The organism is Pseudomonas sp. AL 58, assembly GCF_036348395.1.
GTDB classification, from domain to species: domain Bacteria; phylum Pseudomonadota; class Gammaproteobacteria; order Pseudomonadales; family Pseudomonadaceae; genus Aquipseudomonas; species Aquipseudomonas defluvii.
The window spans coordinates 79,501-104,260 of record NZ_JAZBQR010000005.1; the positions used below are offsets into that span (position 1 = coordinate 79,501).

At 56.0% G+C, this 24,760-nt stretch carries 20 protein-coding genes and 1 pseudogene; 10 read left to right on the forward strand and 11 right to left on the reverse strand.

What is annotated here, in order from left to right; genetic code table 11:
- Positions 1 to 100: 100 nt before the first annotated feature.
- Positions 101 to 1,255 carry a branched-chain amino acid ABC transporter substrate-binding protein gene (locus UIA24_RS07990; protein WP_330522585.1) on the reverse strand — a complete coding sequence of 385 codons (1,155 nt, stop codon included), beginning with the start codon at positions 1,253 to 1,255 and terminating at the stop codon, positions 101 to 103.
- Between the two features lie 360 nt (positions 1,256 to 1,615).
- On the opposite strand from UIA24_RS07990, the gene UIA24_RS07995 reads away from it, so the two are divergent.
- Positions 1,616 to 2,335, forward strand: coding sequence for a FadR/GntR family transcriptional regulator (locus UIA24_RS07995; RefSeq protein WP_330522586.1), 720 nt, complete (start codon positions 1,616 to 1,618; stop codon positions 2,333 to 2,335).
- A gap of 316 nt (positions 2,336 to 2,651) precedes the next feature.
- Positions 2,652 to 3,377 (forward strand): FadR/GntR family transcriptional regulator, encoded by a 726-nt coding sequence (locus tag UIA24_RS08000; protein ID WP_330522587.1) that lies wholly within the window; start codon positions 2,652 to 2,654, stop codon positions 3,375 to 3,377.
- Positions 3,378 to 3,479: 102 nt separating this feature from the next.
- Here the strand turns inward: UIA24_RS08000 and UIA24_RS08005 are convergent, their stop codons facing one another.
- From UIA24_RS08005 to UIA24_RS08045, 9 genes are all read right to left on the reverse strand, one after another.
- Positions 3,480 to 4,928 carry an NAD-dependent succinate-semialdehyde dehydrogenase gene (locus UIA24_RS08005; RefSeq protein WP_330522588.1) on the reverse strand — a complete coding sequence of 483 codons (1,449 nt, stop codon included), beginning with the start codon at positions 4,926 to 4,928 and terminating at the stop codon, positions 3,480 to 3,482.
- Positions 4,929 to 4,994: 66 nt separating this feature from the next.
- A complete protein-coding gene (locus tag UIA24_RS08010) occupies positions 4,995 to 6,680 on the reverse strand; it encodes a thiamine pyrophosphate-binding protein (RefSeq protein WP_330522589.1) in 1,686 nt (561 codons plus the stop codon).
- A 25-nt stretch (positions 6,681 to 6,705) separates the two neighbouring features.
- Positions 6,706 to 7,902 carry an NAD(P)/FAD-dependent oxidoreductase gene (locus UIA24_RS08015; protein ID WP_330522590.1) on the reverse strand — a complete coding sequence of 399 codons (1,197 nt, stop codon included), beginning with the start codon at positions 7,900 to 7,902 and terminating at the stop codon, positions 6,706 to 6,708.
- Positions 7,903 to 7,929: 27 nt separating this feature from the next.
- A complete protein-coding gene (locus UIA24_RS08020; RefSeq protein ID WP_330522591.1) occupies positions 7,930 to 8,742 on the reverse strand; it encodes an NAD-dependent epimerase/dehydratase family protein in 813 nt (270 codons plus the stop codon).
- 24 nt (positions 8,743 to 8,766) lie between these two features.
- The gene (locus UIA24_RS08025) at positions 8,767 to 9,969 is read right to left on the reverse strand and encodes a pyridoxal phosphate-dependent aminotransferase (protein ID WP_330522592.1); all 1,203 of its coding nucleotides are present in this window, start codon (positions 9,967 to 9,969) and stop codon (positions 8,767 to 8,769) included.
- 3 nt (positions 9,970 to 9,972) lie between these two features.
- The gene (locus tag UIA24_RS08030) at positions 9,973 to 11,625 is read right to left on the reverse strand and encodes a hydantoinase B/oxoprolinase family protein (RefSeq protein ID WP_330522593.1); all 1,653 of its coding nucleotides are present in this window, start codon (positions 11,623 to 11,625) and stop codon (positions 9,973 to 9,975) included.
- Between the two features lie 36 nt (positions 11,626 to 11,661).
- Entirely contained in the window at positions 11,662 to 13,737 is a 2,076-nt protein-coding gene (locus tag UIA24_RS08035; protein WP_330522594.1) for a hydantoinase/oxoprolinase family protein, read from the reverse strand.
- A gap of 237 nt (positions 13,738 to 13,974) precedes the next feature.
- Positions 13,975 to 14,730 carry an SDR family oxidoreductase gene (locus UIA24_RS08040; RefSeq protein ID WP_330522595.1) on the reverse strand — a complete coding sequence of 252 codons (756 nt, stop codon included), beginning with the start codon at positions 14,728 to 14,730 and terminating at the stop codon, positions 13,975 to 13,977.
- A complete protein-coding gene (locus tag UIA24_RS08045; RefSeq protein WP_330522596.1) occupies positions 14,723 to 15,472 on the reverse strand; it encodes an SDR family NAD(P)-dependent oxidoreductase in 750 nt (249 codons plus the stop codon). The genes UIA24_RS08040 and UIA24_RS08045 overlap by 8 nt, the downstream gene beginning before the upstream one ends.
- A 99-nt stretch (positions 15,473 to 15,571) precedes the next feature.
- On the opposite strand from UIA24_RS08045, the gene UIA24_RS08050 reads away from it, so the two are divergent.
- From UIA24_RS08050 to UIA24_RS08075, 6 genes and pseudogenes are all read left to right on the forward strand, one after another.
- On the forward strand, positions 15,572 to 16,165 hold the full coding sequence (locus UIA24_RS08050) for a TetR/AcrR family transcriptional regulator (protein ID WP_330522597.1): 594 nt from the start codon (positions 15,572 to 15,574) through the stop codon (positions 16,163 to 16,165).
- Between the two features lie 153 nt (positions 16,166 to 16,318).
- Positions 16,319 to 17,332, forward strand: a pseudogene (locus tag UIA24_RS08055) (acetolactate synthase large subunit); the annotation flags it as partial.
- Positions 17,333 to 17,646: 314 nt separating this feature from the next.
- Positions 17,647 to 18,342: a 3-oxoacid CoA-transferase subunit A gene (locus UIA24_RS08060; RefSeq protein ID WP_065757762.1), complete on the forward strand. Its 696-nt coding sequence runs from the start codon at positions 17,647 to 17,649 to the stop codon at positions 18,340 to 18,342.
- An 8-nt stretch (positions 18,343 to 18,350) separates the two neighbouring features.
- Positions 18,351 to 18,992: a 3-oxoacid CoA-transferase subunit B gene (locus tag UIA24_RS08065; protein ID WP_099774821.1), complete on the forward strand. Its 642-nt coding sequence runs from the start codon at positions 18,351 to 18,353 to the stop codon at positions 18,990 to 18,992.
- A 320-nt stretch (positions 18,993 to 19,312) separates the two neighbouring features.
- Positions 19,313 to 19,906, forward strand: coding sequence for a phosphoribosyltransferase family protein (locus UIA24_RS08070; protein WP_330522598.1), 594 nt, complete (start codon positions 19,313 to 19,315; stop codon positions 19,904 to 19,906).
- A gap of 10 nt (positions 19,907 to 19,916) precedes the next feature.
- Positions 19,917 to 20,459, forward strand: a complete 543-nt coding sequence (locus tag UIA24_RS08075) for a flavin reductase family protein (protein ID WP_102052331.1) — start codon at positions 19,917 to 19,919, stop codon at positions 20,457 to 20,459.
- An 88-nt stretch (positions 20,460 to 20,547) separates the two neighbouring features.
- Here the strand turns inward: UIA24_RS08075 and UIA24_RS08080 are convergent, their stop codons facing one another.
- Positions 20,548 to 21,579 carry a GGDEF domain-containing protein gene (locus tag UIA24_RS08080; protein ID WP_065757766.1) on the reverse strand — a complete coding sequence of 344 codons (1,032 nt, stop codon included), beginning with the start codon at positions 21,577 to 21,579 and terminating at the stop codon, positions 20,548 to 20,550.
- An 839-nt stretch (positions 21,580 to 22,418) separates the two neighbouring features.
- Here UIA24_RS08080 and UIA24_RS08085 point away from each other — a divergent pair.
- Both UIA24_RS08085 and UIA24_RS08090 read left to right on the forward strand, forming a co-directional pair.
- Complete coding sequence (locus UIA24_RS08085; protein ID WP_099774813.1) at positions 22,419 to 23,750, forward strand: UDP-glucose dehydrogenase family protein; 1,332 nt, start codon at positions 22,419 to 22,421, stop codon at positions 23,748 to 23,750.
- The gene (locus UIA24_RS08090; RefSeq protein WP_099774811.1) at positions 23,747 to 24,742 is read left to right on the forward strand and encodes an NAD-dependent epimerase; all 996 of its coding nucleotides are present in this window, start codon (positions 23,747 to 23,749) and stop codon (positions 24,740 to 24,742) included. Before UIA24_RS08085 ends, UIA24_RS08090 begins: the two co-directional genes overlap by 4 nt.
- Positions 24,743 to 24,760: the final 18 nt, after the last annotated feature.

Here is a 24,760-nt window from a genome sequence, read left to right on the forward strand (position 1 = left end):
CACAGGCCTTAGCATGTGTTGTCGGGACTGGCAGATAGATAAGATCTTTTTATTTTTATTGCAGGCTACGCCTGCTAATTATCCGATGGCTTTACGTCGCTCAATCCCGTTGAACAGCCAGCGTTTTCCATGCACCACCTTCAAACTGAAAAACGGTAGCTGCAGGATTTTTCAGATTGCCCTTCTCATCAAAGGCGATAGTCCCTGTTACGCCTTCATAGGTTTCCGTCTTGAGTACCGGCAGATAGACCTTAGGATCTGCAGACCCGGCCTTTACCATTGCATTGATCGCTGCCCAGGTAGCGTCATAGGCTGCTGGCGAGGACTGCACGACACCTACGCCAAACTTGTCTTTGAGCTTCTGTTCGAAGGCGGCACCCTTAGGCATCTCCAACAGCGGTGTGCCGTAGTTCCAAGCGTAAACGCCCTCAGCAGCACTACCAGCCATCTGCTTGAAGGAATCGTTTGGAAGATTGCCGATGTTCATGAAGCGCGCTTTCAAGCCCAGATTCTTCATCTGTTTAGCCATCGGCGCAGCCTGATAGTCGAGTGCCGCGAAGAAAACTGCATCCGCCTGTTTAGCTTTTGCAGTCGTGAGAATGGCGTTGAAATCTGTCGACTTGTCGTTGGTGTATTCACGAACTACCACATTGCCGCCGGCAGCTTTCACGGCCTTGGTGACCTCGTCCGCCAACCCCTGACCATATGCAGTCCGGTCATCGAAGATGGCAATACGCTTAGCCTCGAGCTTGCTAACTAAGTAATTGCCGGCATATCGCCCAAGAGTCGCATCGTCGTTGACTACACGAAACACCGATGAAATACCCTGCTGGGTAAGGGCGGGATTAGTCGCTGAAGGTGAGATTTGTGGGATGCCGGCAGCACCGTAGATCTTGGAGGCGGGGATGCTGGTACCAGAGTTGTAATGACCTATGACCACGGCGACCTTGGAGTCGACCAGCCTCTGAGCCACAGCTGTTCCTGTCCGCGGGTCGGCAACGTCGTCCTCAGAAACCAGTTTGAATTCTGCGAATTTATCCCCGATTTTCAGCTGCTGCTGGTTGGCCTCTTCTATCGCAATCTGAATACCATGCTCTACGTCCTGTCCCTGGTGAGCCGATGGTCCGGTCAGAGGGCCGGCGAACCCGATTTTTACGACCTGGCTATCTGCTGCCTGCGTCGTTCCCATACTCATAATCAAGGTAACCGCAGTCGCGAGCGCAGTCAGCCTACGATGTTTGTTGTTTTTCTGCATTTCTGGTGCTCCCAGTAGTGGTCGTATCAACATCGGGACACAGAGCAAGCGAGTGAGGAGCCAGAAAGCAATACAAGCACCTCGCCATCGCTCACCACATGCATTGGCGAAAACGACAATGCACTTGTAAGATAACAGTCAGCAGCTAACTGTCAATAGGGCTATGATTAGACTGCGACCGAGGACTGTTGAGGTACGGCGCTATCGGGCCGATACGAAGGGAATGAATACGCAGAGATTTGTCGCGAAACCCCGAAAATTAGCGCGACTCCAGCTTTTTACCCCGCGGGAGTAGTGATCAGAGTTCAACGAAAAAAGTGCAATTGGTGATGAGAGCAGCAGCATGAGGAGAAAATCGTTATGAATGCATCGTCAGGTGCACGTCGCGCCAATTTGGCCGAAACCGTGATTCAGGAGCTGACAGCCCGGATCGACAATGGCACATGGGGGCCCGGAGAAAAGCTCCCGTCGGAACAAAAGCTCTGCAGAGAGTTCAGCGTTAGTCGGCCAGTGGTAAGAGAAGCAGTGGCCTCGCTGAGGCTGGGTGGGCGCTTGTTGGCTCGGCAGGGGGTTGGGGTTTTTGTCGTTGAACAAGATGTGAAAAAAATCGGATTCGCAATCGACAGTGTCGTCGACGATGTGAGGGCCGCCGCTCAGATTCTCGAGTTACGGCTGGGCATCGAAAGCGAGTCAGTAGCTCGCGCAGCGGAACGCCGCAGCCCTGCCAGCTTAGCGCTGATCACTGAAGCGTTTGATCGGTTCAATGCTCTTGTAGATGCATCGCTGGAAGAAGAGGCGAACGCCGATTTCCAGTTCCATCTTGCGATCGCTCGTGCGACCAACAATCCTCATTTCACTGAGCTCTTAGAGGCCTTGGGCCCAGAAATCATACTGGACCTGAATATCAAGCACAGGCAGGTTCATGGAAAAAACAGGCAATCACATATTCGGAAAATCGCTCGAGAGCACGGGGCAATCCTCTCGGCAATCAGCATGGGAGACGCCGTAGGTGCGCGCACGGCCGTACGCAAGCACCTGGATGAAAGCCTTTCCCGCTACCAGCGACTGTTAGAAAGCTAAGCTGCGACCTAGAGGATTACCGGTGAACTACGGCCAGATCAGGCTGGCTTCGTTGTGACTATGCGTGCGAACTCGATCGCGCCGGCAAAATCTATTGCGCCCTGCGGCGAGGTAATTCGCATCAACCGTTTGGCGGCCTCATTGATGTTCTGTGCTCCTATTATCGCTGTAATAGGCATGCTAGAGGCTCTGGTGGCTGATTGGCACGCCCATCCTAATTTCTAACCTGATTGGTCAGTTATTTGATAACATACAAGCATAATATCATTCCGTATTTTTTTGACCGTGACACCCAAGCTTTTGTGGAGACTCATCAATGGATGCACCTATCAACACTCGGAGGGGTAACCTCGCAGAATCTGTTATCCGCGAGCTGTCGAATCGCATCGACTCTGGAATTTATGGGCCTGGGGAGAAGCTCCCGTCCGAGCAAGCCCTGTGCAAAGAATTCAACGTCAGCCGCCCTGTTATACGCGAGGCTGTAGCATCGTTGCGCTTAGGTGGCCGGCTCATCGCTCGCCAAGGCGTCGGTGTTTTTGTTGTAGAGCAAGATGTTAAGCGAATAGGTTTTGCCATCAGCAGCATCGTTGATGACGTTCGCGCCGCTGCGCACGTGCTGGAATTGCGCCTTGGCATCGAGACGGAGTCTGTTGCCCGTGCAGCCGAACGACGTACCCCTGCGAGCCTGGCGATGATCACCGAAGCTTTCGACCGCTTCAACGCACTGGATGGTTCAAATCTCGAAGAAGAAGCAAAGGCGGACTTCGAATTCCACCTGGCTATTGCCAAAGCCACCAACAATCCTCACTTCCCTCAACTGCTCGAGGCACTAGGCCCAGATATCATTCTGGATCTCAATCTCAAGCACAGTCAGGTCGGAGGGAAAAATCGTCTGACGCATATCAAGAAGATCGGACGCGAGCACGGCGCCATCCTATCAGCGATCACCATGGGTGATGTGACAGGTGCGCGAAATGCACTGCGCAAACACCTCGAGGAAAGTCTCTCTCGCTATCAACGACTTTTGGCAGAAAGCAATTAACTGCCCCGCCATTGTGCAACACCTCCAGATGCTTCAGTCCAAACCGACGCATAGCCAAACTGGCGCTGCAATCGGTTTGAATCTGAAGTGGGAGGCTAGTGATCAAAGCCCGAGGCAGACGTACTTGATCTCAAGATAGTCTTCGATGCCGTAACGAGAACCCTCACGTCCAAGCCCTGAAGACTTCACCCCACCGAAGGGAGCTACTTCGGTAGCTACCACCCCAACGTTCACTCCCACCATGCCGTACTCGAGCGCCTCCGAGACTCGCCAAATCCGCCCGACGTCTCTGGCGTAGAGATAACACGCCAGGCCAAACTCTGTATTGTTGGCCTCAACGATTACCTCCTCCTCCGTGGTGAAGCGAAAAATAGGTGCAACCGGGCCGAAGATCTCTTCACGAGCGACGCGCATGTGCGGCTGTACATCAGCCAACAGGGTCGGCGCGAAGAAAGCTTCTCCCAGCGAATGGCGACGCCCACCAGTGACTATACGAGCGCCCGCCTCAACAGCCTCGGCGACCATTTGCTCAACACCTGTCGCTGCACGGCCATCAATCATCGGCCCCACTTGAGTGCCTGGCTGATCGCCCTTCCCTACTACCAATTCGTTGACACGCTCTGCGAAGCGCTCGACGAAGCGGTCATAAATCCCATCCTGGATGTAGAACCGGTTGGCGCACACACATGTTTGCCCGCTGTTCCGGAATTTGGCTATCAACGCCCCCTCTACCGCTTTTTCCAAATCGGCGTCGTCGAAGACAATGAAGGGAGCGTTCCCGCCAAGCTCCATGGTCACCTTCTTCACCGTCGCCGCGGATTGCTGCAGCAGCTGGATGCCGATAGGTGTAGAGCCGGTGAACGACAACTTACGCACGATGGGGCTCGCCGTAATCTCACCACCAATGGCCGCCGAATCGCCCGTGACTACGCTCAGCACACCTGCAGGGATACCAGCGCGCTCAGCCAACACACAGAGCGCCAAGGCACTGAAAGGAGTTTGCGAAGCAGGCTTGAGGACCAGAGTGCAGCCGGCCGCTAATGCGGGAGCGGCTTTACGCGTGATCATCGCCGCCGGGAAATTCCAGGGCGTGATCGCTGCACAGACACCAATCGGCTCCTTGGTGACGAGCAGACGACGATCAGCGTTTGGAGAAGGGATCACGTCACCGTAAATACGCTTCCCCTCTTCGGCATAGAACTCAACATAGGCCGCAGCGAAAGCAATCTCACCACGAGACTCCGCCAACGGCTTACCTTGCTCAGCGGTCATGATCTGAGCGAGATCTTCTTGGTGGTTCATAATTTCTCGGAACCAAGCCTGCAAGCGAGCGGCGCGCTCCTTAGCAGTCAGCGCGCGCCATGCAGGCAGCGCTCGTTCGGCGGCCTCCAAAGCGCGACGCGTCTCAACCGCGCCCATCCGAGGTACAGAACCTAACGATTCGCCAGTGGCGGGGTTGATTACGTTGATGCGCTGGCCATTATCTGCCGCCACCCAATCACCGTTGATGTAGCAAACTTCACGCAGCAAACCAGAATCGGCAAGTTTCATGTCGACTAGCTCGTTCGAAGAAAGAAAAAAAGTGGGGTCGGTACCGAGCCCCACTTGAGGTGAACCTTACTTGGAGGCCAGAGCCTTTTCGCGGATTTGGCTGAGCGTCATCCGCGGGGTCAGAGCCTCCGGATCGACCTGCACTTCTATCAGCGCCGGTTTACCCGACTCCTGGCAGCGCTCAAACGCAGCGACGAAGTCCTCAGTACGGGTGACAGTCTCGCCATGCAGGCCAAACGCACGAGCCAACGCTGCGAAGTCAGGGTTATGCAGCTCGGTACCAGACACACGGCCTGGGTAGCTACGCTCCTGGTGCATCCGAATAGTGCCGTACATCCCGTTATTCACCACAATAACGATCAGACGTGCGTCATAGTGCGCAGCAGTTGCTAGCTCCTGACCATTCATCAGGAAGCAACCATCGCCGGCGAAGGCTACGACCGTCCGCTGCGGATACGTCAGCTTAGCCGCAACGGCCGCTGGGACGCCGTACCCCATGGACCCGTTGGTTGGTCCAAGCAGAGTCCGAAAAGTGCGGTGCTGATAGCCACGGTGCACCCATCCGGTGTAGTTACCAGCACCGCAGGTCAGAATACTGTCGATCGGCAAGGACTTGTTCAGCCACGAAATGATCTCGCTCATCTGCACATCGCCAGGCGAACGAGGCGTCTCGAAGTTCCCGCGATAACCACGATTCAAGCTGCTGACCCAGTCGGTAAAGGCGTCAGGTTGAACTGCGGACAGGTCGGCGGCTTGGCTCAGGAAACTAGCAGGCCCGGCGTTGATGCCCAGGGTTGGCTGATAGACACGGCCGATCTCTTCCGCACTCGGGTGCACATGCACCAGAGTTTGCTTAGGGACCGGGATGTCAACCAAAGCATAACCACCGGTGGTCATTTCACCCAGACGAGCACCAATCACAATGAGCAGATCCGACTGCTTGACTGCATCTACCAGAACCGGACCGGCAGCGAGACCCAAATCCCCCGCATAATGCGGATCGGTGTTGTCGAAGAGATCCTGACAGCGGAACGACGCGGCCAATGGGAGGTTTTGCTTCTGCACGAATTGCTGAAGATCGGCTACCGCATCATCAGTCCAGGCACCACCACCAGCGATGACCAGTGGTTTCTTGGCTGTCGCCAACAGTTCCTGCAACTGGCTCATCTGAGTTGGAGCAGGCGCTGCTTCCACGCGCTGTGCGGGTCGTGCATCGGGCACATCCACCAAATCAGTCAGCATGTCTTCAGGCAGGGCCACAACAACCGGGCCTGGGCGACCGCTGATGGCACGCTGGAAAGCTTGATTCACCAGCTCCGGGATACGAGCGGCATCATCGATTTGCACCACCCATTTGGCCATCTGGCCAAACATACGGCGGTAATCAATTTCTTGGAAAGCTTCGCGCTCGATCTGGTCCCGGGCGACTTGCCCGATGAAAAGAATCATCGGCGTAGAGTCTTGGAAAGCGGTATGCACGCCTACAGACGCGTTGGTCGCACCAGGCCCGCGTGTGACCATGCAGATCCCAGGCTTACCGGTGAGTTTGCCATAGGCTTCCGCCATGTATGCCGCCCCACCTTCCTGACGGCAAACGATCAGTTGAATCTCGTCCTTCACGTCGTGAAGGGCGTCTAGCACGTCGAGATAGCTCTCACCTGGTACGCAGAATGCTCGGTCAACACCGTTGACTCGTAGCGCATCGACCAGTACCTGACCGCCACTGCGCTTGCCTTTGGATGGTTTATTCATTGTGATGTTCTCCTCAGGCCTGGGGTCAAATGACCGAGTCTTCCAGGAATGGCTTGTTGTCGATCACGCGCTGGTAGGAAAGCGCACTGAGGTCCAGCGAGCGGTAACCGCCGTAGGTAATGAGCTCAGACAGGCCGCGACCGATGGCTGGAGCTTGCTGCAGGCCGTGGCCACTGAAACCGTTGCAAAACAGGAAGTTACTTACTTCGTTATGAGGACCCACAATGGCGTTGTGGTCCAGCACGCAAAAGTCGTAATGTCCGGCCCAAAAGTTGACTACCTTGATGCCTTCAAAAGCCGGCACGCGTTCGGCCAAGATCGGCCAGACTTCTTCATCGAACTCGTCGTGCAAGACGTCAAAGTCTTCGAAATCGACTTCCGGATCGTTCTTCGGATAGGTACCACCGAGGTAAAATTTCCCCTCGGGCCGGAAGAAGACACCGCTCGGATCAATCGTCAGCGGCACAGTGCCTTCGAGCGGAGTGCGGCAATCGAATACAAACAGCGAGCGACGACGTGGCTCAACCGGAATGTCGAGACCCGCCATGCGTGCAACCTTCGTTCCGCGAGTACCGGCGCAGTTAACCAGGAGTCCGCAACCGATTCGCTCACCGCTTGCCAGTTGCACACCGGTGATACGATCCCCTTCGCGCTGAATGCTGGCGACCTCATTCTCGATGTACTCGATGCCCATTGAGCGAGCTTTGCGACGGAACCCGTTGAGCATGCCCAGGCTATCGAACCACCCTTCACCGGTTTGGCCGTAACTTGCACCCGCCAATCCGTCGATATTCACCCACGGGAATTTGCGCTTCAGGTGTTCCGGGTCAAGAAGATGGACGTCAGCGCCGTGAGAGATCTGAGTATCGTGCAGACGCCGCAGTACTTCATACCCGCGGTTGTCGCCCAAGAACAGGTAGCCATTTTCATGGAAGGCCAGATCTGGACGGTCGCCGTCCACTTCCATCACGTCAGGGAAGTTGCGAACAAATTCGGCACCGAACTTGGAAATCTCGATATTGATCGGATTGGAAAACTGCTGACGAATCGAGCTGCTCGAAAGCGCAGTTGCCGACTTGTTGTAGGTCCAATCTCGCTCAATGACCAGTACCGACCCCTTGAAGTCTGGGTTGTTGGCCAGGAAATAGGCGGTGGAGCTACCGTTGACCGCGCCGCCAACGATCACCACATCGTAGTTCTGTTGTTTTGCTGTGGAAGCCATGGAATAAGCTCTCTTGTGATGTGGAGGTTATTTGGGGTCTTCGAAGTGCCCGGCCCCGGCGAAACTGCCGCCGTGATACCTTGCTGAAGGCTCGTTGGGATCCAGTGGCGGATGCGCAGCAAGTACCTTATCCCGATAGTCGTCGGCGCTGTCCTTGGGGACATAACCAATCGAAGAGGCCATACGGTTATCCCACAGGGACTCGCGGTTATTGGACATGCCGTAGACCACCATGTGCCGGACTCGCGGGGCCAGCAGCGAACGCTCAGTCAGCTGGGCAAAATCGTCAAACGACAGCCAGGTAGCGAGCATTCGGCGATCCAAAGGCTCGGGGAACGAGGAGCCGATTCGCAGGTTCACCGATTCGATCCCAAACTTGTCCCAGTAGTAACGGCCCAGGTCCTCGGCGAAGCATTTACTCACACCGTAGAGACTGTCAGGCCGGTGGGGAACACTGGCATCAATGGTCTCGGTACGGTCGTAGAAGCCAATCGCATGGTTCGAACTGGTGTACACAACTCGTTTCACACCATTGCGTCGCGCAGCTTCGTAAATGTTGTAGGTCCCGACGATGTTTCCGTTGAGGATTGCTTCGAACGTGTTCTCAACCGGTACACCGCCGGCATGGACAATAGCGTCCACGCCTTCAGTCAGAGGCAAAACAGCATCGAAGTTACCAAGGTCGCAGCGGACCAATTCCTCATGCGAAGCGGCCTGGCCCATGTCGGCGATGTCGGTCAGACGCAGCTCATCTGCAAAGGCAGCGAGATGCGTGCGTAGGACGCTGCCCAGGCGCCCAGCGGCCCCAGTGATCAGCAATCGTTTGAACGGCTTGCTCATGTCTTACCTCAAATCAATCAGTTTTCAGACCAGTGCAGCGAAAGCTTCGCGCAGTTGACCCAGGGCCTGTTCCAGCTCCTGCTGGGAAGTGGCGAAGGAAAGACGTACATAAGGCTCCAGCCCGAAAGCTGATCCAGGTACTGTCGCGACCTTGCCCACTCTCAGCAGATAGGATGAGAGATCCGCATCGTTTGAAATGACCTGACCATCTGGCGTGCGCTTACCAATGAACGCAGCGACATTTGGGAAGGCATAGAACGCGCCATCTGGCATCTGCAAAGACAAACCATCGATTTCCGCGAGGCCTCGCACGACCAGTGCTCCGCGAGCTTGGTACTCACGATTCGCTGCACGAACGAAGTCCTGAGGACCATTAAGCGCTGCGGCCGCGGCCAATTGCGAAATCACCGATGGGCAGGTCGTGGTCTGCGACTGGGTCTTGTTCATCGCCACGATCAGTTCTTTAGACCCAGCTGCATAACCCAAGCGATAGCCGGTCATGGCATAGGCTTTTGAAACACCATTGATCAGCAATGTCCGCTCGCGCAGTTGCGGGCATGCGACGACGAAGGACACAAACGGTTTGTCACCCAGGACAATGTGTTCGTAGATCTCATCAGAGATCACCAATACATGTGGGTGACGCTCCAGTACGGCACCGAGCGCAGCGAACTCTTCTCGAGTGTAAATAGCGCCACAGGGATTGTTTGGCGAGTTCAGCATCAACCAGCGTGTGCGAGGGGTGATTGCTGCTTCCAGGCGCTCAGGATCCAGCTTGAACCCGTACTCTGCTCCGCAAGGAATAACTTTTGGTACCCCGCCATTGAGCATGGCCATGTCGGTGTAGGACACCCAGTACGGCGCCGGTGTGATCACCTCATCACCAGGCTCCAACGTGGCCAGAAAAGCATTGAACAGAAGCTGCTTGGCACCGTTGCCAACGCAGATTTCATCCAACCCATACTTGAGGCCGTTTTCCCGTTCAAACTTATTCACAACGGCTTGGCGCAACTCTTCCAGACCATTTGGAGCGGTGTAGTGGTTGTTGCCAGCCAGCATGGCTTGGTGAGCGGCTTCAATGACGTGGGCCGGCACATTGAAGTCAGGCTCACCCAGGCTCAGGTTGATCACCGGTTCGCCTTTGGCAAGCATCTGCTTAGCCAGGATCGACACTGCCATGCTCGGCGAACTTTTGACCGCGCGAACGCGGCTGCTTTGGATTTCCATGGCTCAGCGCTCCTGAGCGGCTTCGAAGCCGTAGTCTTCACGCGCCTGTTGGGCGCTGATGTAACCGAAGCGAACATCGCGCGCTACTTGATCACGATCACGCTTAAGCGGGTCGCCATAGCCACCACCGCCAGGGAGGCTCAAGACCAGGCGGCGGTCGGCCGGCACAAACTGCTGGCCTTTACCTCGCAGCACAGTGCCGTCATCAAGACCGACAAAGCCTTGAGCTCCTGACTTACCGCCCTCCAGGCCACGAGCAGCATGCTGGATACGGTCGAACATGGCGCTGAAGCGGAAGCTGTAACCCTCAGCAGCGGAAACCTCGATCTCCTGACCCAGACCGCCACGAAGCTCACCGGCGCCACCTGAGCCTTCACGAAGCTCTTTTCGCCAAACAACGACCGGCCCGGCATGTTCGGTAGCTTCCACGGGCATGGTGTGTACCCCGCTTGGGAAAGCTGTCGCGCTCAAACCATCCATTGCCGAGCGAGCGCCCATACCACCGCTGTTGAACATCAGCATTTCTGCGTTGCGGCCGTTCGGGTTGCTCTCCAGCGGACGGACGCTCAGGTGCAGGTTCCACAGGGCACTGGCGCCTTCAGCGGGTACCTTACCTGGCAAGCACTTATGCAATGCACCCAGGACCAGGTCTGGAACGAAGTGGCCCAGCACGTGACGCACGGAAACTGGAGCTGGATGCTTAGCATTCAGGATGCAGCCTTCCGGTGCCGTTACTTCAAATGGTGCCAGCGATGCAGAGTTGTTTGGAATTTCCGGGGCGACGATGCACTTCAAACCGTAGCAGGCATACGCTTTGGCATAACCCAGAGGAACGTTGATGCCAAACTGACTCATGCCGGAAGTACCGGTGAAGTCAGTGGTAATCCCGTCAGGACTGACAGTGAGGGTCACGGCCAGGGTCACTGGCACATCATAACCATCCAGGGTCATGCTATTGCTGTAAGTACCGTGCGGAAGCGACTTGAAACATTCCAGAGTAGCGCGACGGCTGTGCTCCAGGATGAAGCCACCGATGTGCTCCAGATCGTCCAGCTGGAACTCTTCCAGCATGTCGAGCAGACGTTTGTGACCAGTTTCGTTACAGGCCGACAGCGCATAGAAGTCGCCGACGACTCGGTCGTTTTCACGTACGTTATTGCGCAGAATGTTGATGAAATCGCGATTGACCTGGCCGCGCTCAAAGAGCTTGAGCACAGGGATCATCAGACCCTCTTCATAAACTTCACGTGCGTCAGGACCAAAGCCGCGACCGCCGATATCCACAACGTGAGCAGTACTTGCGAAGTAGCCGATCAGTTTTCCCTTGAAGAATGACGGCGAGACGATGGTGATATCGTGCAGGTGGCCCGTACCCTTCCACGGGTCGTTGGTCACGTAGACGTCACCTTCAAAGATATTGTCTGCACCAATGTCATTGATGAAGTGCACTACTGCCTCGGCCATGGTGTTCACATGACCAGGGGTACCGGTTACGGCTTGGGCCAGCATGTTGCCTGCACGGTCGAATACACCAGCGGACAGGTCGCCCGCCTCACGAACGCTAGTGGAAAAGGCGGTACGGATCAGCGTCAGGGCTTGTTCTTCGACCACCGAGACCAGTCGGTTCCACATCACCTGCATTTGAATGTCGATCATGGTTTCGCTCATGGTTCTTTCTTCCGATGTGAGACGTTAGCGACGAACAACCAAGAGGCAGCCGTCGGGCTGGACCGTGGCGGTGAAGTTCGAAGTGACGAAGGTAGAGGTCTCGCGCTCGACAATGATGGCCGGGCCATCGACGCGTGCACCAATCTGCAGCTCTTCACGCGGATGAATACCCGCATCTACAAAGCCACCTGCAGCGACGTCGAATACCTTGCGGCGCGACACTTCTTGAGCTCGATAAGCGGCTCCGACTTCGTCGATGTGTTTCACAGGAGGAAGCGGCGAGCTGGCTCTGACCGACCAACTGACAATTTCAATGTCCGGCCCTTCGATTGGGCGACCGAAGAAGCGGGTGTAGGCTTCTTCAAAGAGGGCCTTGAACTGGACAGTGTCAGCTGCAGTGAATGCTTTGAACGGCAACCCAACAGGGATTTCCCAGCCTTGGCCGACGTACCGCATGAAAGCAGTGCAATCCATTTCAGCCTCGCCTTCCGGCATACCCTGACGCAGGAAGCCCATGGATTCGGCTTTCATTTCATCGATCAATTTGTTAACAGCGGCTGCGTCGAATTCTGATAGACGAACAAAGGAGCTTCGAACGGCTTCGTAGCCGAACGGCGCGCGCAGGAAGCCAATTGCAGAGCCGACGCCTGCACCGGCTGGTACTACGAATCGAGAAACACCCATCTTTTCGCACAGGCGTGCAGCATGCAGTGGGCCACCGCCGCCAAAGGTGATCATGGTGTAATCGGCGATATCTTTCCCGCTCTCAACGGCATGGACGCGGCCAGCGTTAGCCATGTTTTCGTCGACCACTTCGCAGACACCAAAGGCTGCAGTATCAGAATCCATACCCAGCGGGTTACCAATCACCCGACCCATGGCTGCCGCCCCCTTCTCGGTGGACAGGCGCAGGGCACCGCCAGCGAAGTTGTCAGCGTCCAATCGGCCAAGCAGTAGGTTGGCGTCGGTAATTGTCGGCTCCAGGCCGCCTCGGTTATAGCAAGCTGGGCCAGGTTCGGACGCAGCACTGTGAGGGCCCACACGGATCTGGCGCATGCTGTCGATGCTTGCGATAGAACCACCACCGGCACCAATCTCGACCATCTCCACAACCGGGATGGAAATCGGCATGCCGCTGCCCTTCTTGAAACGGTAGGTCCGTGCCACTTCGAAGGTTTTTGCGGTTTTAGGAACCTGGTTTTCAATCAAACAAATCTTGGCAGTCGTACCGCCCATATCGAAGGAAACAACCGAGTCGAGCTTGTAACGACGGGCGATATCCGCAGCGAAGATAGCGCCGCCAGCCGGCCCCGATTCAACCAGACGCACCGGAAACTCAGCAGCACTCTCAACCGAGATAATGCCGCCACCGGAGTGGATCATGAACACCGGGCAATCGGCGCCTTCCTTTTTGAGCGTGACCACCAGGCGGTCCAGGTAGGACTTGATCAGTGGCTTGACGTAGGCGTTGGCGCAGACAGTGTTGAAACGCTCGAACTCGCGCATCTGCGGCGAGACTTCGCTGGAAATCGAAATGGACAGCTGCGGCAAGCGCGCCTGCAGAGCATCGCGCAACTGGCGCTCGTGGGCACCATTGACATAGCTGTGGATGAAACCGATCGCGACACTTTCATAGTTACCTTGGGCGACTCGTTCCACCAGAGCGTCAATTTCCGCTTTGGCCGGGGCGATCAGGACATTGCCCTTCACACCCAAGCGCTCGCGCAGGGTGAAACGATCTTCTCGAGCGATTAGCGGTGGCGGCAGGACGATGTTGATGTCGTACTGCTCGAAGCGGTTCTCGGTGCGCATTTCCAGCGTGTCACGGAAACCTTCCGTGGTGATGAAGGCAGTGCGTGCTCCGCGACGCTCGATGAGCGCGTTGGTCGCCAAGGTCGTACCATGGATCAACTGGTGGATGTCGGAGAGAGACAGGCCGGCGGCTTCTACAACCTGCTTGACGCCGGTCAGGATCGCTCGCTCAGGCAACTCGTAGTCGGTCAGGATCTTGGTCGAATGGAGCACGCCATCCACATCCAGCGCGATATCGGTAAAAGTGCCGCCAATGTCCACGCCGACCCGGCATGATGTCGCAGTCATCGTCATATCCCCTGCTTTGTAGTTGTATCCGCCCACTAAATGGTCGGCTTCAATGTAAGTTATATGTTGTCTTACATGTGGTCAAGGGGTTGGGCGCCAAGATTTGAGGTCAAATGGTCATAAAAAAATGATCCGACCTAAAATAAAGGCCACCCCTCCAAGAAGTCTGGATTGCTCCAGACCTTTTCCTTGCAAGGGTGGCCTCGCCTTCTACCCACGAAGCTTCATACCAAGGCGTTAGCCAAGTGTCTTGATCATCCTTGCCCCGCCGACAGCTTGCGCGGTCGGGAATACTTCAAGACGGGATACATCAACGGCGGCAGGCATGCGCAAGGCGGCCAGCAGCAGCTCAGCGATGTCTTGCGGCTGAATCGACTCATAGCCGTCATAAAGCTCGCTACCAGCAGCTTGCATGCCCATAGCAGTGCGGTACAGCTGCGTCTGGACCCGGCCCGGCGCAATTTCTGTAACACGAACACCTGTCCCCAGAAGATCGCAACGCAACGCATCGCAGAACAGGCTCACACCTGCTTTGGACGCGCCGTATACCGCAGCTCCTGGATGCGGAGCCCGTCCGGCGCTGGAGCCGATAAAGAAAAGATGACCGGTGTGTCGCTCAACCATGCCAGGAAGAACTTGCCGAGCGAGATAAAGCGGCGCCTTGAGATTGATATCGAGCATATTGTCGATTTCGGTCTCTTCAATTTCCTGGAAGGACGCGCGCGTGGAAAGGATGCCGGCGTTATTGACCAAGACATCAATCGCCTGCCCTTCGAGGGCAGCTTTGAACGCGCCCACATCGCGAACGTCGGCCTCGAGAGTAGTGACGCCTGATTCGCTAGCCAGCTCCGCTAGCGATTCGCGACTCCGTCCTACGGCGATGACTTCCAACCCTGCATCGCGCAAGGCCAACACGATGGCCTTGCCAATACCACTGGTAGCACCAGTGACTAGCGCGCGTCGGTAACCTGCGGGCAATGCTGCATTAGGCATAGATGTAGCCCCCGCTAACGATGACGTTTTCGCCGGTGGCATAGCTGTTACGGCTGCTGCCCATCATCACGATCCATTCAGCAATCTCAGCCGGTTCAGCAGCACGACCCAGTGGGTTAGCTGCGGCCAGCTCGCCAAGGAAACCAAGCTGCTTAGCACGCTCAGTCGCGAAGCCTGCTGGAGCTACCGAGTTGACGAGAATCTGATCCTTTGCACACGCCTGAGCAAACGACTTGGTGAGGCTAACAACTGCAGCTTTGGTTGCAGCGTAATGGGCGTTCTGCGGGTGAGCTTTGAAGGCATCAACCGAGGTGACGTTGACGATACGGCCGGTCACAGCCGGGGCCGCGACGTACTGCTGCATGTGACGCACTGCAGCCACCATCATGTGGTACGTGCCCTTGATATTGACCGCGTTCTCCAGATCCCACTCGTCATCAGTAATCTCGAGAATGTCTTTACGAGGGTAAATGGCGGCGCTGTTCACCAAACAATGCACACGGCCAAGCGCATCCACGATCTGCTGGAAAGCAGCGTGGGCGGTTTCCTGCCGAGCGATGTCGCCAATAGCGGTCGCCACCTCAGCTCCCTGACCACGCAGCTCCTCAGCCGCCTGTACCAGCAACTGCTCGTTACGGTCGATCAGGCCAATCTTGCTTGCCCCACGCTTAACCATCAATCGAGCCGTTTCCAGGCCCAAACCCGACGCACCACCCACAATCACCACGGTTTGATCGTTCATGCCAAGCTCCTCCGATAAACGCTTTACTGTAAGATGCCTGTTGTCTTACATTTAGTCAACAAATCCGCCAATAGCAAAAATACGAAAAGGGCCTCGGTCATGACAGCTTTCGACGTGAAAAACGCCCGCGATCGCATCTTAGAGGGCGCTTGCGAGCTCTTTGCAGCTTACGGCTATCAAGCAATCGGATTGCGGGATTTGGCAGATCACGTTGGCATAAAAGCTGGATCGCTTTATCACCACATCGAAAGTAAGCAGTCCCTCCTGTTTGAGCTCATGGAGGACGCAATCAGTGAGCTGCTGTTTTACACGCAGCAGAACCTCCGCCGTAAAGCGCAGGCGCATGAACGGCTGAACTGTTTCATCGACACATTCCTTGCCTTCAAGCAAAACTCGAATAGCAGAGCAGTCCTGCTGGCTCGTGAGCAGATCAACCTAACCGAAGCGCAAGCAGAAGAATTCAATGCCCTGAAAGCCGAATACATCCAGCTGCTTTCGGACATCATCAAGGACCTCATCAGGACAACCCACCTGCCGCACATCACGCTCTCGATGGCTGCAGACGCGGTCATTGGCATGCTTTTCAACCAGGCTCAGTGGCTCAATACGGACATCAGCGGCAGCCAGAAAAGCCCCGTACTAAAGCGTTTCGCTTACGGAATTATTGCAACGATGAATGTCGAGGCAGCTTAGGTTGCGGACGCTCGACTGACTGACTAATTCGGCGCTTAACCCGAGGTTTTGACCAGGCATTACCGAACACGCCGGACCGAATCGGGTTGCGTCACCTCACACGCAAGCCGTGAAACCGCGGGCAATACATGCCTGCTTTTACTGAGTACAACTAAGGTAACAGCCAAGGTCCTCAAGCAACTAATCGACAAGACAGGCATCCCGTTCATCACCACCCAAATGGGTAAAGGTGTGGTCGACGAGCGCCATCCACGCTTCCTCGGCAACGCTGCACTGTCGTCCGGCGATTTCGTACATCGTGCGGTTAAAGCTGCCGACCTGATCGTCAACATCGGCCACGACGTGATCGAAAAGCCACCGTTCTTCATGGTCCGTGGCGGCATTGAAGTCATCCACATCAACTTCCGCTCTGCTGAGGTCGATGCCGTGTACTTCCCGCAGGTGGAAGTAATAGGCGACATCGCCAACGCCGTGTGGCAGATCAGCGAAGCACTGACCGACACCGCGCACTGGGACTTCACCCGCCTGATGGCGATCCGTGAAGCGAACGAAGCCCAGATCACCGAAGGCGCCGACGACAACCGCTTCCCGGTTTACCCGCAGCGTATGGTCGCAGACATCCGTCGCGCGCTGCCGTCCGAAGGCATCGTGGCCATGGACAATGGCATCTACAAGATCTGGTTCGCCGGCAACTACAAGGCCCACAAGCCAAACACCGTATTACTCGACAACGCCCTGGCGACCATGGGCGCCGGCCTGCCATCTGCCATGGCCGCGCACCTAGTGTATCCGGACCGCCCGGTAATCTCGGTCTGCGGCGACGGCGGCTTCATGATGAACAGCCAGGAACTGGAAACGGCTGTGCGTCTGGGCATGCACATCACCGTGGTAATCCTGCGTGACGACGGCTACGGCATGATCCGCTGGAAGCAGGCCAACATGGGCTTCACCGATTTCGGCCTGAATTACGGCAACCCAGACTTTGTCAAATACGCCGAGGCCTATGGTGCCCAAGGCCACCGCGTGGAATATGTAGACGCCTTGCTGCCGTTGCTCGATCACTGCATTTCTAACCCAGGTGTGCATGTGATCGATTGCCCAGTCGACTACAGCGAAAACGATCGCATATTGAACGCAGAACTTCGGGAACGAGCATTGGCAATCTAACGGGGGCGGCCGCCGCTTGCGGGCGACACTCGCAGGTAGCGGCCACCATTCGAGAGTCGGCAATCATTTCAGGCTGGATTTCTTATGCACCCTCAACGTTCTGCCTTACACAACGAACTCCAGAATTGATGGTCGCATTTCGCACAACAGTTCGATAACCGCACAACATCCGTTTAGGTCTCTCTACTTGTGCCCAATCTTGCGGCACGCTATTGCGCAGTCACCAAATACTTCCTAGGTGCTGATTGGCCCACCGCTTCGCAGCGCGAGGGCCAGCTTGACAACTCACACTCCAGGAAAACCAGGAGCTCGCTTTGATTAATAAAACGTTTGAGTCCATCGCCAGCGCGGTGGAAGGGATCACCGACGGTTCGACCATCATGGTCGGTGGCTTTGGCACTGCCGGCATGCCGTCTGAGCTGATCGATGCCCTGATCGCCACCGGTACCCGCGACCTGACCATCATCAGCAACAATGCCGGCAACGGTGAGGTCGGTCTTGCTGCTCTGCTCAAGGCGGGCAGCGTACGTAAGGTGGTCTGCTCTTTCCCGCGCCAGTCGGACTCCTACGTGTTCGACGAACTGTACCGGGCCGGCAAGATCGAGCTGGAAGTGGTACCGCAAGGTAACCTGGCCGAGCGTATCCGCGCTGCGGGCTCAGGCATCGGTGCCTTCTTCTCGCCGACCGGCTACGGCACCCTGCTTGCCGAGGGCAAGGAAACCCGAGAAATCGACGGCCGCCAGTACGTTCTGGAAATGCCGCTGCACGCCGACTTCGCGCTGATCAAGGCGCACAAGGGTGACCGTTGGGGCAACCTGATCTACCGCAAGGCCGCCCGCAACTTCGGCCCGATCATGGCCATGGCCGCCAAGACTGCCATCGCCCAGGTCGACCAGATCGTCGAACTCGGTGAGCTGGACCCGGAACACATCATCACCCCGGGTATCTTCGTCCAGCGCGTGGTCGCCGTCACCGGCGCTGCCGCTTCTTCGATCGCCAAAGCTGTCTGAGGCCTGCCATGACCATCACCAAAAAGTTCTCCCGCACCGAGATGGCCCAGCGCGTGGCTGCAGACATCCAGGAAGGCGCGTACGTAAACCTGGGCATCGGCGCACCGACCCTAGTGGCCAACTACCTGGGCGACAAGGAAGTATTCCTGCACAGCGAGAACGGTCTACTGGGCATGGGCCCGAGCCCCGCTCCAGGCGAGGAAGACGATGACCTGATCAACGCAGGCAAGCAGCACGTGACCCTGCTCACCGGTGGCGCCTACTTCCACCACGCCGATTCCTTCTCGATGATGCGTGGCGGCCACCTTGACATCGCCGTACTGGGCGCCTTCCAAGTGTCGGTCAAGGGCGATCTTGCCAACTGGCACACCGGCGCCGAAGGTTCAATCCCGGCCGTAGGCGGCGCGATGGACCTCGCCACAGGCGCCCGCCAGGTGTTCGTGATGATGGACCACCTGACCAAGTCAGGCGAAAGCAAGCTCGTGCCCGAGTGCACTTACCCCCTGACCGGCATCGGTTGCGTCAGTCGCATCTACACCGACCTGGCCGTGCTGGAAGTGACGTCCGATGGACTGAAAGTGTTAGAGATCTGTGCCGATATCGACTTCGACCAGTTGCAGAAGCTCAGTGGCGTGCCGCTGATTCAGTAGCCCGCGGAAACCGTTTACATCCGCCTGCCGTTGATGGGGCTGAAGAAGGTCCATCGCCGCCAAGGCGGATTTTCCTGCGCATTAGCAGTCCTCGCCTCTCTGATCTGGCACTTAGCCAATACAGGTCCTTCAGGGGCAGCAGATCGAAGATATTTACGGCGATGTATAGGTAGAAGCTCCCTGACCCATCGGGTACGCCAAATTATGAATCACCGGTGATTCACCCCACTACTAACCCTACCCTTACTTCATGGGAAATCGCCAAAGCAACACCGCCCCTTGGGCTATGATCAATCTGTCGCCCTCAACGGGAGCGTGCCATGCCGATCACACATTCGGGTCAGCGGTTGCGTTTGTACGACAGTGATGAACTCGATTGCATATTGCAGGCGATGGCAAGACAGGCTGCTGCGCTGTTGCCGCCTACTCAAGCCGTACTGATCGGTATCCAGCGCCGTGGTGAGCCCCTGGCCCAGCGTTTACAACGACTTCTGTCATGTCAGACCGGCCTGCCGGAACTGCCGCTGTATCCGCTGAAGGTCAAGCGCTATGCCGATGACCTGAAAGTGCTGCATACCCACACGCAATTGACCGAAAACCCGCTTCTGGGTGCGCTAGACCTCGCGGGTAACACCTTGTTGATTGTCGATGATGTGCTTTTTGAAGGCCACTCGCTCCTGCGTACCTGCGCTTATCTCGCGCAACTCGGCGCTCGCCGGATCTACACTGCAGTACTGGTCGACCGGCATGTCTGTCAACAACCAGTCCATGCCGATATTGTCGGTGTACATCTACAAGTCGCTGCCCATGATATTGTCGAATGCAACGTTCCGCCTTATGAAGCGGAATTCTGTATTGACGTACTGCGTCATGGCGTCACCCTCGACGGCAGATCTAAAAAAACGCTGGAGTGAGCGCAACGTGATGGAAAAGATGAACATCAGTAAAGCGTTCACGCTGATCGAATCAGGTCCGGTTGTTTTCGTTACCACGAATGAGGGTGAGAAGAACAATATAATGACCCTCTCGTGGACCATGGTGGTTGACTTTACGCCGATCATTGCGATCACCACGGGGCCTTGGAACTACTCATACGCCGCGCTCAGTAAATCCAGGGCGTGCGTGATTTCAATTCCTACGGTGGATCTGATTGATCATGTTGTGGGTATTGGAACCTGCAGTGGCGCCGACACCAACAAATTTGCAACGTTCGGGCTAACGCCAGTGAAAGGAAAGCATGTTAGGGCGCCCTTGATTAAAGAGTGCGTGGCGAATATCGAATGCAAGGTCATTGATATCGTCGAAAAATACAACATCGTTGTCCTTGAAGGCATCGCCGCATACTTCGACAGTTCACGCAAAGAGCAGCGAACGCTTCATGCTGTGGGGGATGGCACGTTCATTGTGGACGGTAGAAGACTGGATCGAAGAAAAATGATGCAATCGAAGATCCCGGACGGCGTGTAGCCTTCATGCTGCAGACGCCACGATAAAGCGGCTGACATAGGGCAGGTGCAACTCGCCACCCTGCCCTGTTGACAGCCCCTCGCTAATGTCACTGTACCTGGTTACGGCCATTGCGCTTGGCACGGTACAGAGCATCGTCGGCACGCGTGATAAGACTCTCCACGCTGTCATCACTTTCGGCAAAGGCAACGCCGAATGATGCGGTCACGGTGTCGAGCAATTCATCTGTGCTCCGTGTCTTGATTCGCAGCGTTCGGATTTTCAGGCGCAACTGCTCGGCAAAGGCATAGACGCTATCAATATCGGCACATCGTTGCAGGATGACGCAGAATTCTTCGCCGCCATAGCGCGCCGCTACGCCATGAGGAGGAAGGGCGTTGCGGAGTAGTTGGCCAACATGCTGCAGTACGCGATCACCTAGTGGATGCCCGTACTGGTCGTTGAACTGCTTGAAGTGGTCAATGTCCAGCATGACCAATGCTACGCCATCAGGCCCTTTGCTCAGTGCTTGCTCCAGCAAGCGTGTGAAGGTGTTTCGGTTGAATACCTGTGTCAGGCTGTCGACCGTAGCCGCGAGTTGAACGCGTTCAAGCTTTGCTCGCAGACTGGTGATCTCGTTTTGGGCCGCGCGCAGCTGGCCGAGAAAAAGCGCCTGTTGATCCTGTATGAGCTGGGTGCTCTGTTGCAACTCGCTCAGTATGCTGGGCAAGGCGATTGGTTCATCAAGCATCTCAATGCAATGCTCCAGGCTGGCCTGGAAGTTCAGGTTAACCTTTACGCTATGCGAGACGTCACGCTCCATGTCGTCAACGAGGTCGATAGCTTGCTGTTGCCCGGCGCGGGCCTCTTCCAACTCGTCTCGAATGATGAAGTCGCGAAAAAGCTTGGTGGCGGACTCTGCGGGGAAACCGCCTTCCTCCAGGACAAGCCGATCCAGTTGGTGATTGAGCTCGGGCTCCTGCCCTCTACAGTACGTATACCAAAGCGCGTAGTGCACAGGGTTGGTAGGGATGCTGTGACGCATCATCAGGGGTACAGCTTGCTTCAGCAAGGCCGCCGCTTCTTGTGTGTCCTCTGGGTACAACGCTAGAGCAGTAGCGCGCCTTTCTGGTTCTCTCATCACGTGATAGTCGCTGGTTATTATTCGTAAGAATATACAACAAGAACCGTATAACTATAAGTCTATTACGGTAAGAAACCCTGCGTTCTTCTTGAGCCTGGCAAGGCCACACCCTCCTCCGTGCAGGCCCTTGCCCTACGCGTGTTGCACTTTGTTTCGGGTCTTCCTGCGCTGGAATTTTCCTCAACCGCTAGGTAGCATGCGAAAACCTGATGTAGCACAACTCCGGCGCAGCCATAACGCTCTAGGCTGAGGTTCGACGGATTATGAGGCATGGGTCTATCGGCCCAACAATAAAAACAAGAAATGCAATGCGACGGCAGGCCGTCACCGACGCCCAAATGGCGGACATTGCAGATCAAGGTGATTGAGCATGCTGTACGAAGGCTTGGCGAAAAATTCCACCTTAACGATCAACGGCCTTCCAGCCGAGGGACCCTGCGCGCGCGTTACGCAAGCCCTGAGTGCTCTTCCCTCCTGTTTCGATGGCCGGCTTCTGCGGTACGCCTTTTCCGTCTCGAGCAATCCCCTTCATCCACAAGCAGGCCTATCTATGGGCTCTTGGCCCAGGCGCGCCCTTCACAAGCGAATTTCCAGTTCTGCGAAACTGGCCGTAATCACTGTATTGACCACCCTCTTTCAGCCAAACACCCAGCCGGTTACCGCGAACCGCACCTTGCCCTGCAAGGCTGAGCGGCATTCCTGCGTTTCTGGATTAATTTGGCGCAATAACAAAATTTTAACAAATTTGTGACATTTTTTTTCAGAGCTCTCGCAAAGCATCTTGGCCTGCCTGCTACCAGGTTTATAGCATGCGTTTCGATAAGGAATAGCAAAGGATGAAGGTCACTGTTTTTGGAACCGGCTACGTCGGTCTTACACAAGCTGCATGCCTTGCCGAAGTCGGGCATTCGGTGTGCTGTGTGGATGTCGACGAGCAGCGTATAGCTTCTCTGCTTGAAGGGCACTGCCCTATTTTCGAGCCCGGTCTCCCAGCTTTGTTGGAAAAAAACCTCGCATCAGGGCGGCTCCAGTTCACCACGGACGCCGCGTTGGCTACTGCCTTTGCTGACATCGTCTTTATTGCAGTGGGCACCCCTCCCTGTGAGGACGGCAGTGCTGACCTGCGCAACGTTTTCGCGGTGGTCGAAACACTGATGGCTTACGCCACACACGACAAGGTCATTATCAATAAATCGACCTCTCCTGTAGGCACCGTCGACCGGATCAAAAGCATGATTGCCGATCGATCCAACGGCAGCGCGCTACGTTTTGAAGTGGTCAGCAACCCCGAGTTTCTCAAGGAAGGCTCCGCCGTCAATGATTGCATGCGACCTGAGCGCATCATTATTGGGGGCGCACAACCTGCCACCATTGAATTGATTCGCGAGCTTTACCAACCGTTCAGCCGGAATCGCGAAAAAATCATCGAGATGGATGCGCGCAGCGCCGAACTCACCAAGTACGCCGCTAACTGCATGCTCGCCACGAAAATCTCCTTCATCAACGAGATGGCCAACCTGGCGGAGCATTTGGGTGCCGATATCGAGATGGTCAGACGTGGCATCGGCTCCGACTCGCGAATTGGTTACGACTTCATCTACCCCGGCTGCGGCTTTGGCGGTTCCTGTTTCCCCAAGGATCTCTCAGCCTTGCAAAAAACAGCCGAGCTTGTGGATTTCGACACCCAACTGTTGCGCGCCGTAGACGCGGTCAATCAGCGACAGAAGCACCGCTTGTTCGAAAAGATACAGCGCCATTATCGCAACGAACTGCGCGGCAAGGTCTTCGCGGTGTGGGGGCTTGCGTTCAAACCCAACACTGATGACATTCGTGAAGCCTCCAGTCGCGTGTTGCTGGAAGCCTTGTGGAAGGCCGGTGCGCGGGTTCAGGCCCATGATCCTCAAGCGATGCAGGAGTTTGAGCGTCATTATGGCCAACGCTCTGACTTGCAGTTGATGTCATCCAAGGAAGGCACATTGCAAGGTGCCGATGCGTTGGTCATCGTCACCGAATGGCAGGATTTCCGCGTGCTTGACCTGGAGCAGGTTCCCCAACTGCTTGCTGACCGGGTGGTGTTTGACGGCAGAAACCTGTTTGACCCCGAGCACATGGCCGCCGCAGGCCTTGCCTACTACGGCATAGGACGTGGGCGGGTGGACAGCGAATGACGGTACTGATTACAGGCGCAGCAGGTTTTATCGGCTTCCACACGGCTAAACGCTTGTGCGAGCAAGGTGTCGACGTTCTAGGTATCGACAACCTCAATGACTACTACAGCGTTGAGCTCAAGCGTGACCGGTTGAAGGCATTATCAGGGTTTAAAAACTTCCGTTTTCAAACCATGGACATCGTCGACAAGCCAGCATTGCTCGCCTTGTTCGAAGCGCACGCCTTCAGCGAGGTGATACACCTGGCTGCACAGGCCGGCGTTCGCTATTCCCTGGATAATCCGGATGCATACGGCTCATCCAATCTGGTTGGATTCCTGAATGTGCTCGAAGCCTGTCGGTATCACATGCCCCGGCATTTGATCTACGCCTCGAGCAGCTCGGTCTATGGCTCGAACGACAAGCTACCGTTCTGTATCGAAGATGCCGTCGATCACCCGGTTTCGCTGTATGCCGCCAGCAAGCGTGCCAATGAGCTGATGGCGCACAGTTACTCCCACTTGTTTGGTATTCAGGCCAGTGGCTTGCGCTTCTTTACGGTCTACGGGCCGTGGGGACGTCCAGATATGGCGCTGTTCAAATTTACCCGGGCGATCCTCGAAAACCAGCCAATCGATATCTACAACGACGGAAATATGTCACGCGACTTTACCTACGTCGACGACATTGTCGAGAGCATCGTACGCCTTCGGTTAAGACCTCCGTCATGGCAGTCGCCAGAGAAGGACGCCGTCGCACCGGCCGTTCCTAGCAAGCTTTACAACATTGGCCGCGGTCAGCCGGTAAAGCTTCTGGACTTCGTTGAGTGCCTTGAGTCCGCTCTGGGTATCAAGGCAAAACGCAACTTGTTGCCCATGCAGGCAGGCGATGTTGAAAAAACCTGGGCTGATGTTTCGGCGTTGGCCAAATGGGTCGATTTTTCGCCTTCCGTTACAGTTCAAACGGGCGTCGCTGAATTTGTGAGGTGGTACCGAAACTATTACCGAGTCTAGGCAAGGCACAACACCATA

Excerpts from the sequence above, each read along its gene's own strand:
- UIA24_RS07990 (WP_330522585.1), bottom strand. The coding sequence starts at position 1,255 with ATGCAGAAAAACAACAAACATCGTAGGCTGACTGCGCTCGCGACTGCG.
- UIA24_RS07995 (WP_330522586.1), top strand. The coding sequence starts at position 1,616 with ATGAATGCATCGTCAGGTGCACGTCGCGCCAATTTGGCCGAAACCGTG.
- UIA24_RS08000 (WP_330522587.1), top strand. The coding sequence starts at position 2,652 with ATGGATGCACCTATCAACACTCGGAGGGGTAACCTCGCAGAATCTGTT.
- UIA24_RS08005 (WP_330522588.1), bottom strand. The coding sequence starts at position 4,928 with ATGAAACTTGCCGATTCTGGTTTGCTGCGTGAAGTTTGCTACATCAAC.
- UIA24_RS08010 (WP_330522589.1), bottom strand. The coding sequence starts at position 6,680 with ATGAATAAACCATCCAAAGGCAAGCGCAGTGGCGGTCAGGTACTGGTC.
- UIA24_RS08015 (WP_330522590.1), bottom strand. The coding sequence starts at position 7,902 with ATGGCTTCCACAGCAAAACAACAGAACTACGATGTGGTGATCGTTGGC.
- UIA24_RS08020 (WP_330522591.1), bottom strand. The coding sequence starts at position 8,742 with ATGAGCAAGCCGTTCAAACGATTGCTGATCACTGGGGCCGCTGGGCGC.
- UIA24_RS08025 (WP_330522592.1), bottom strand. The coding sequence starts at position 9,969 with ATGGAAATCCAAAGCAGCCGCGTTCGCGCGGTCAAAAGTTCGCCGAGC.
- UIA24_RS08030 (WP_330522593.1), bottom strand. The coding sequence starts at position 11,625 with ATGATCGACATTCAAATGCAGGTGATGTGGAACCGACTGGTCTCGGTG.
- UIA24_RS08035 (WP_330522594.1), bottom strand. The coding sequence starts at position 13,737 with ATGACTGCGACATCATGCCGGGTCGGCGTGGACATTGGCGGCACTTTT.
- UIA24_RS08040 (WP_330522595.1), bottom strand. The coding sequence starts at position 14,730 with ATGCCTAATGCAGCATTGCCCGCAGGTTACCGACGCGCGCTAGTCACT.
- UIA24_RS08045 (WP_330522596.1), bottom strand. The coding sequence starts at position 15,472 with ATGAACGATCAAACCGTGGTGATTGTGGGTGGTGCGTCGGGTTTGGGC.
- UIA24_RS08050 (WP_330522597.1), top strand. The coding sequence starts at position 15,572 with ATGACAGCTTTCGACGTGAAAAACGCCCGCGATCGCATCTTAGAGGGC.
- UIA24_RS08065 (WP_099774821.1), top strand. The coding sequence starts at position 18,351 with ATGACCATCACCAAAAAGTTCTCCCGCACCGAGATGGCCCAGCGCGTG.
- UIA24_RS08070 (WP_330522598.1), top strand. The coding sequence starts at position 19,313 with ATGCCGATCACACATTCGGGTCAGCGGTTGCGTTTGTACGACAGTGAT.
- UIA24_RS08075 (WP_102052331.1), top strand. The coding sequence starts at position 19,917 with ATGGAAAAGATGAACATCAGTAAAGCGTTCACGCTGATCGAATCAGGT.
- UIA24_RS08080 (WP_065757766.1), bottom strand. The coding sequence starts at position 21,579 with ATGAGAGAACCAGAAAGGCGCGCTACTGCTCTAGCGTTGTACCCAGAG.
- UIA24_RS08085 (WP_099774813.1), top strand. The coding sequence starts at position 22,419 with ATGAAGGTCACTGTTTTTGGAACCGGCTACGTCGGTCTTACACAAGCT.
- UIA24_RS08090 (WP_099774811.1), top strand. The coding sequence starts at position 23,747 with ATGACGGTACTGATTACAGGCGCAGCAGGTTTTATCGGCTTCCACACG.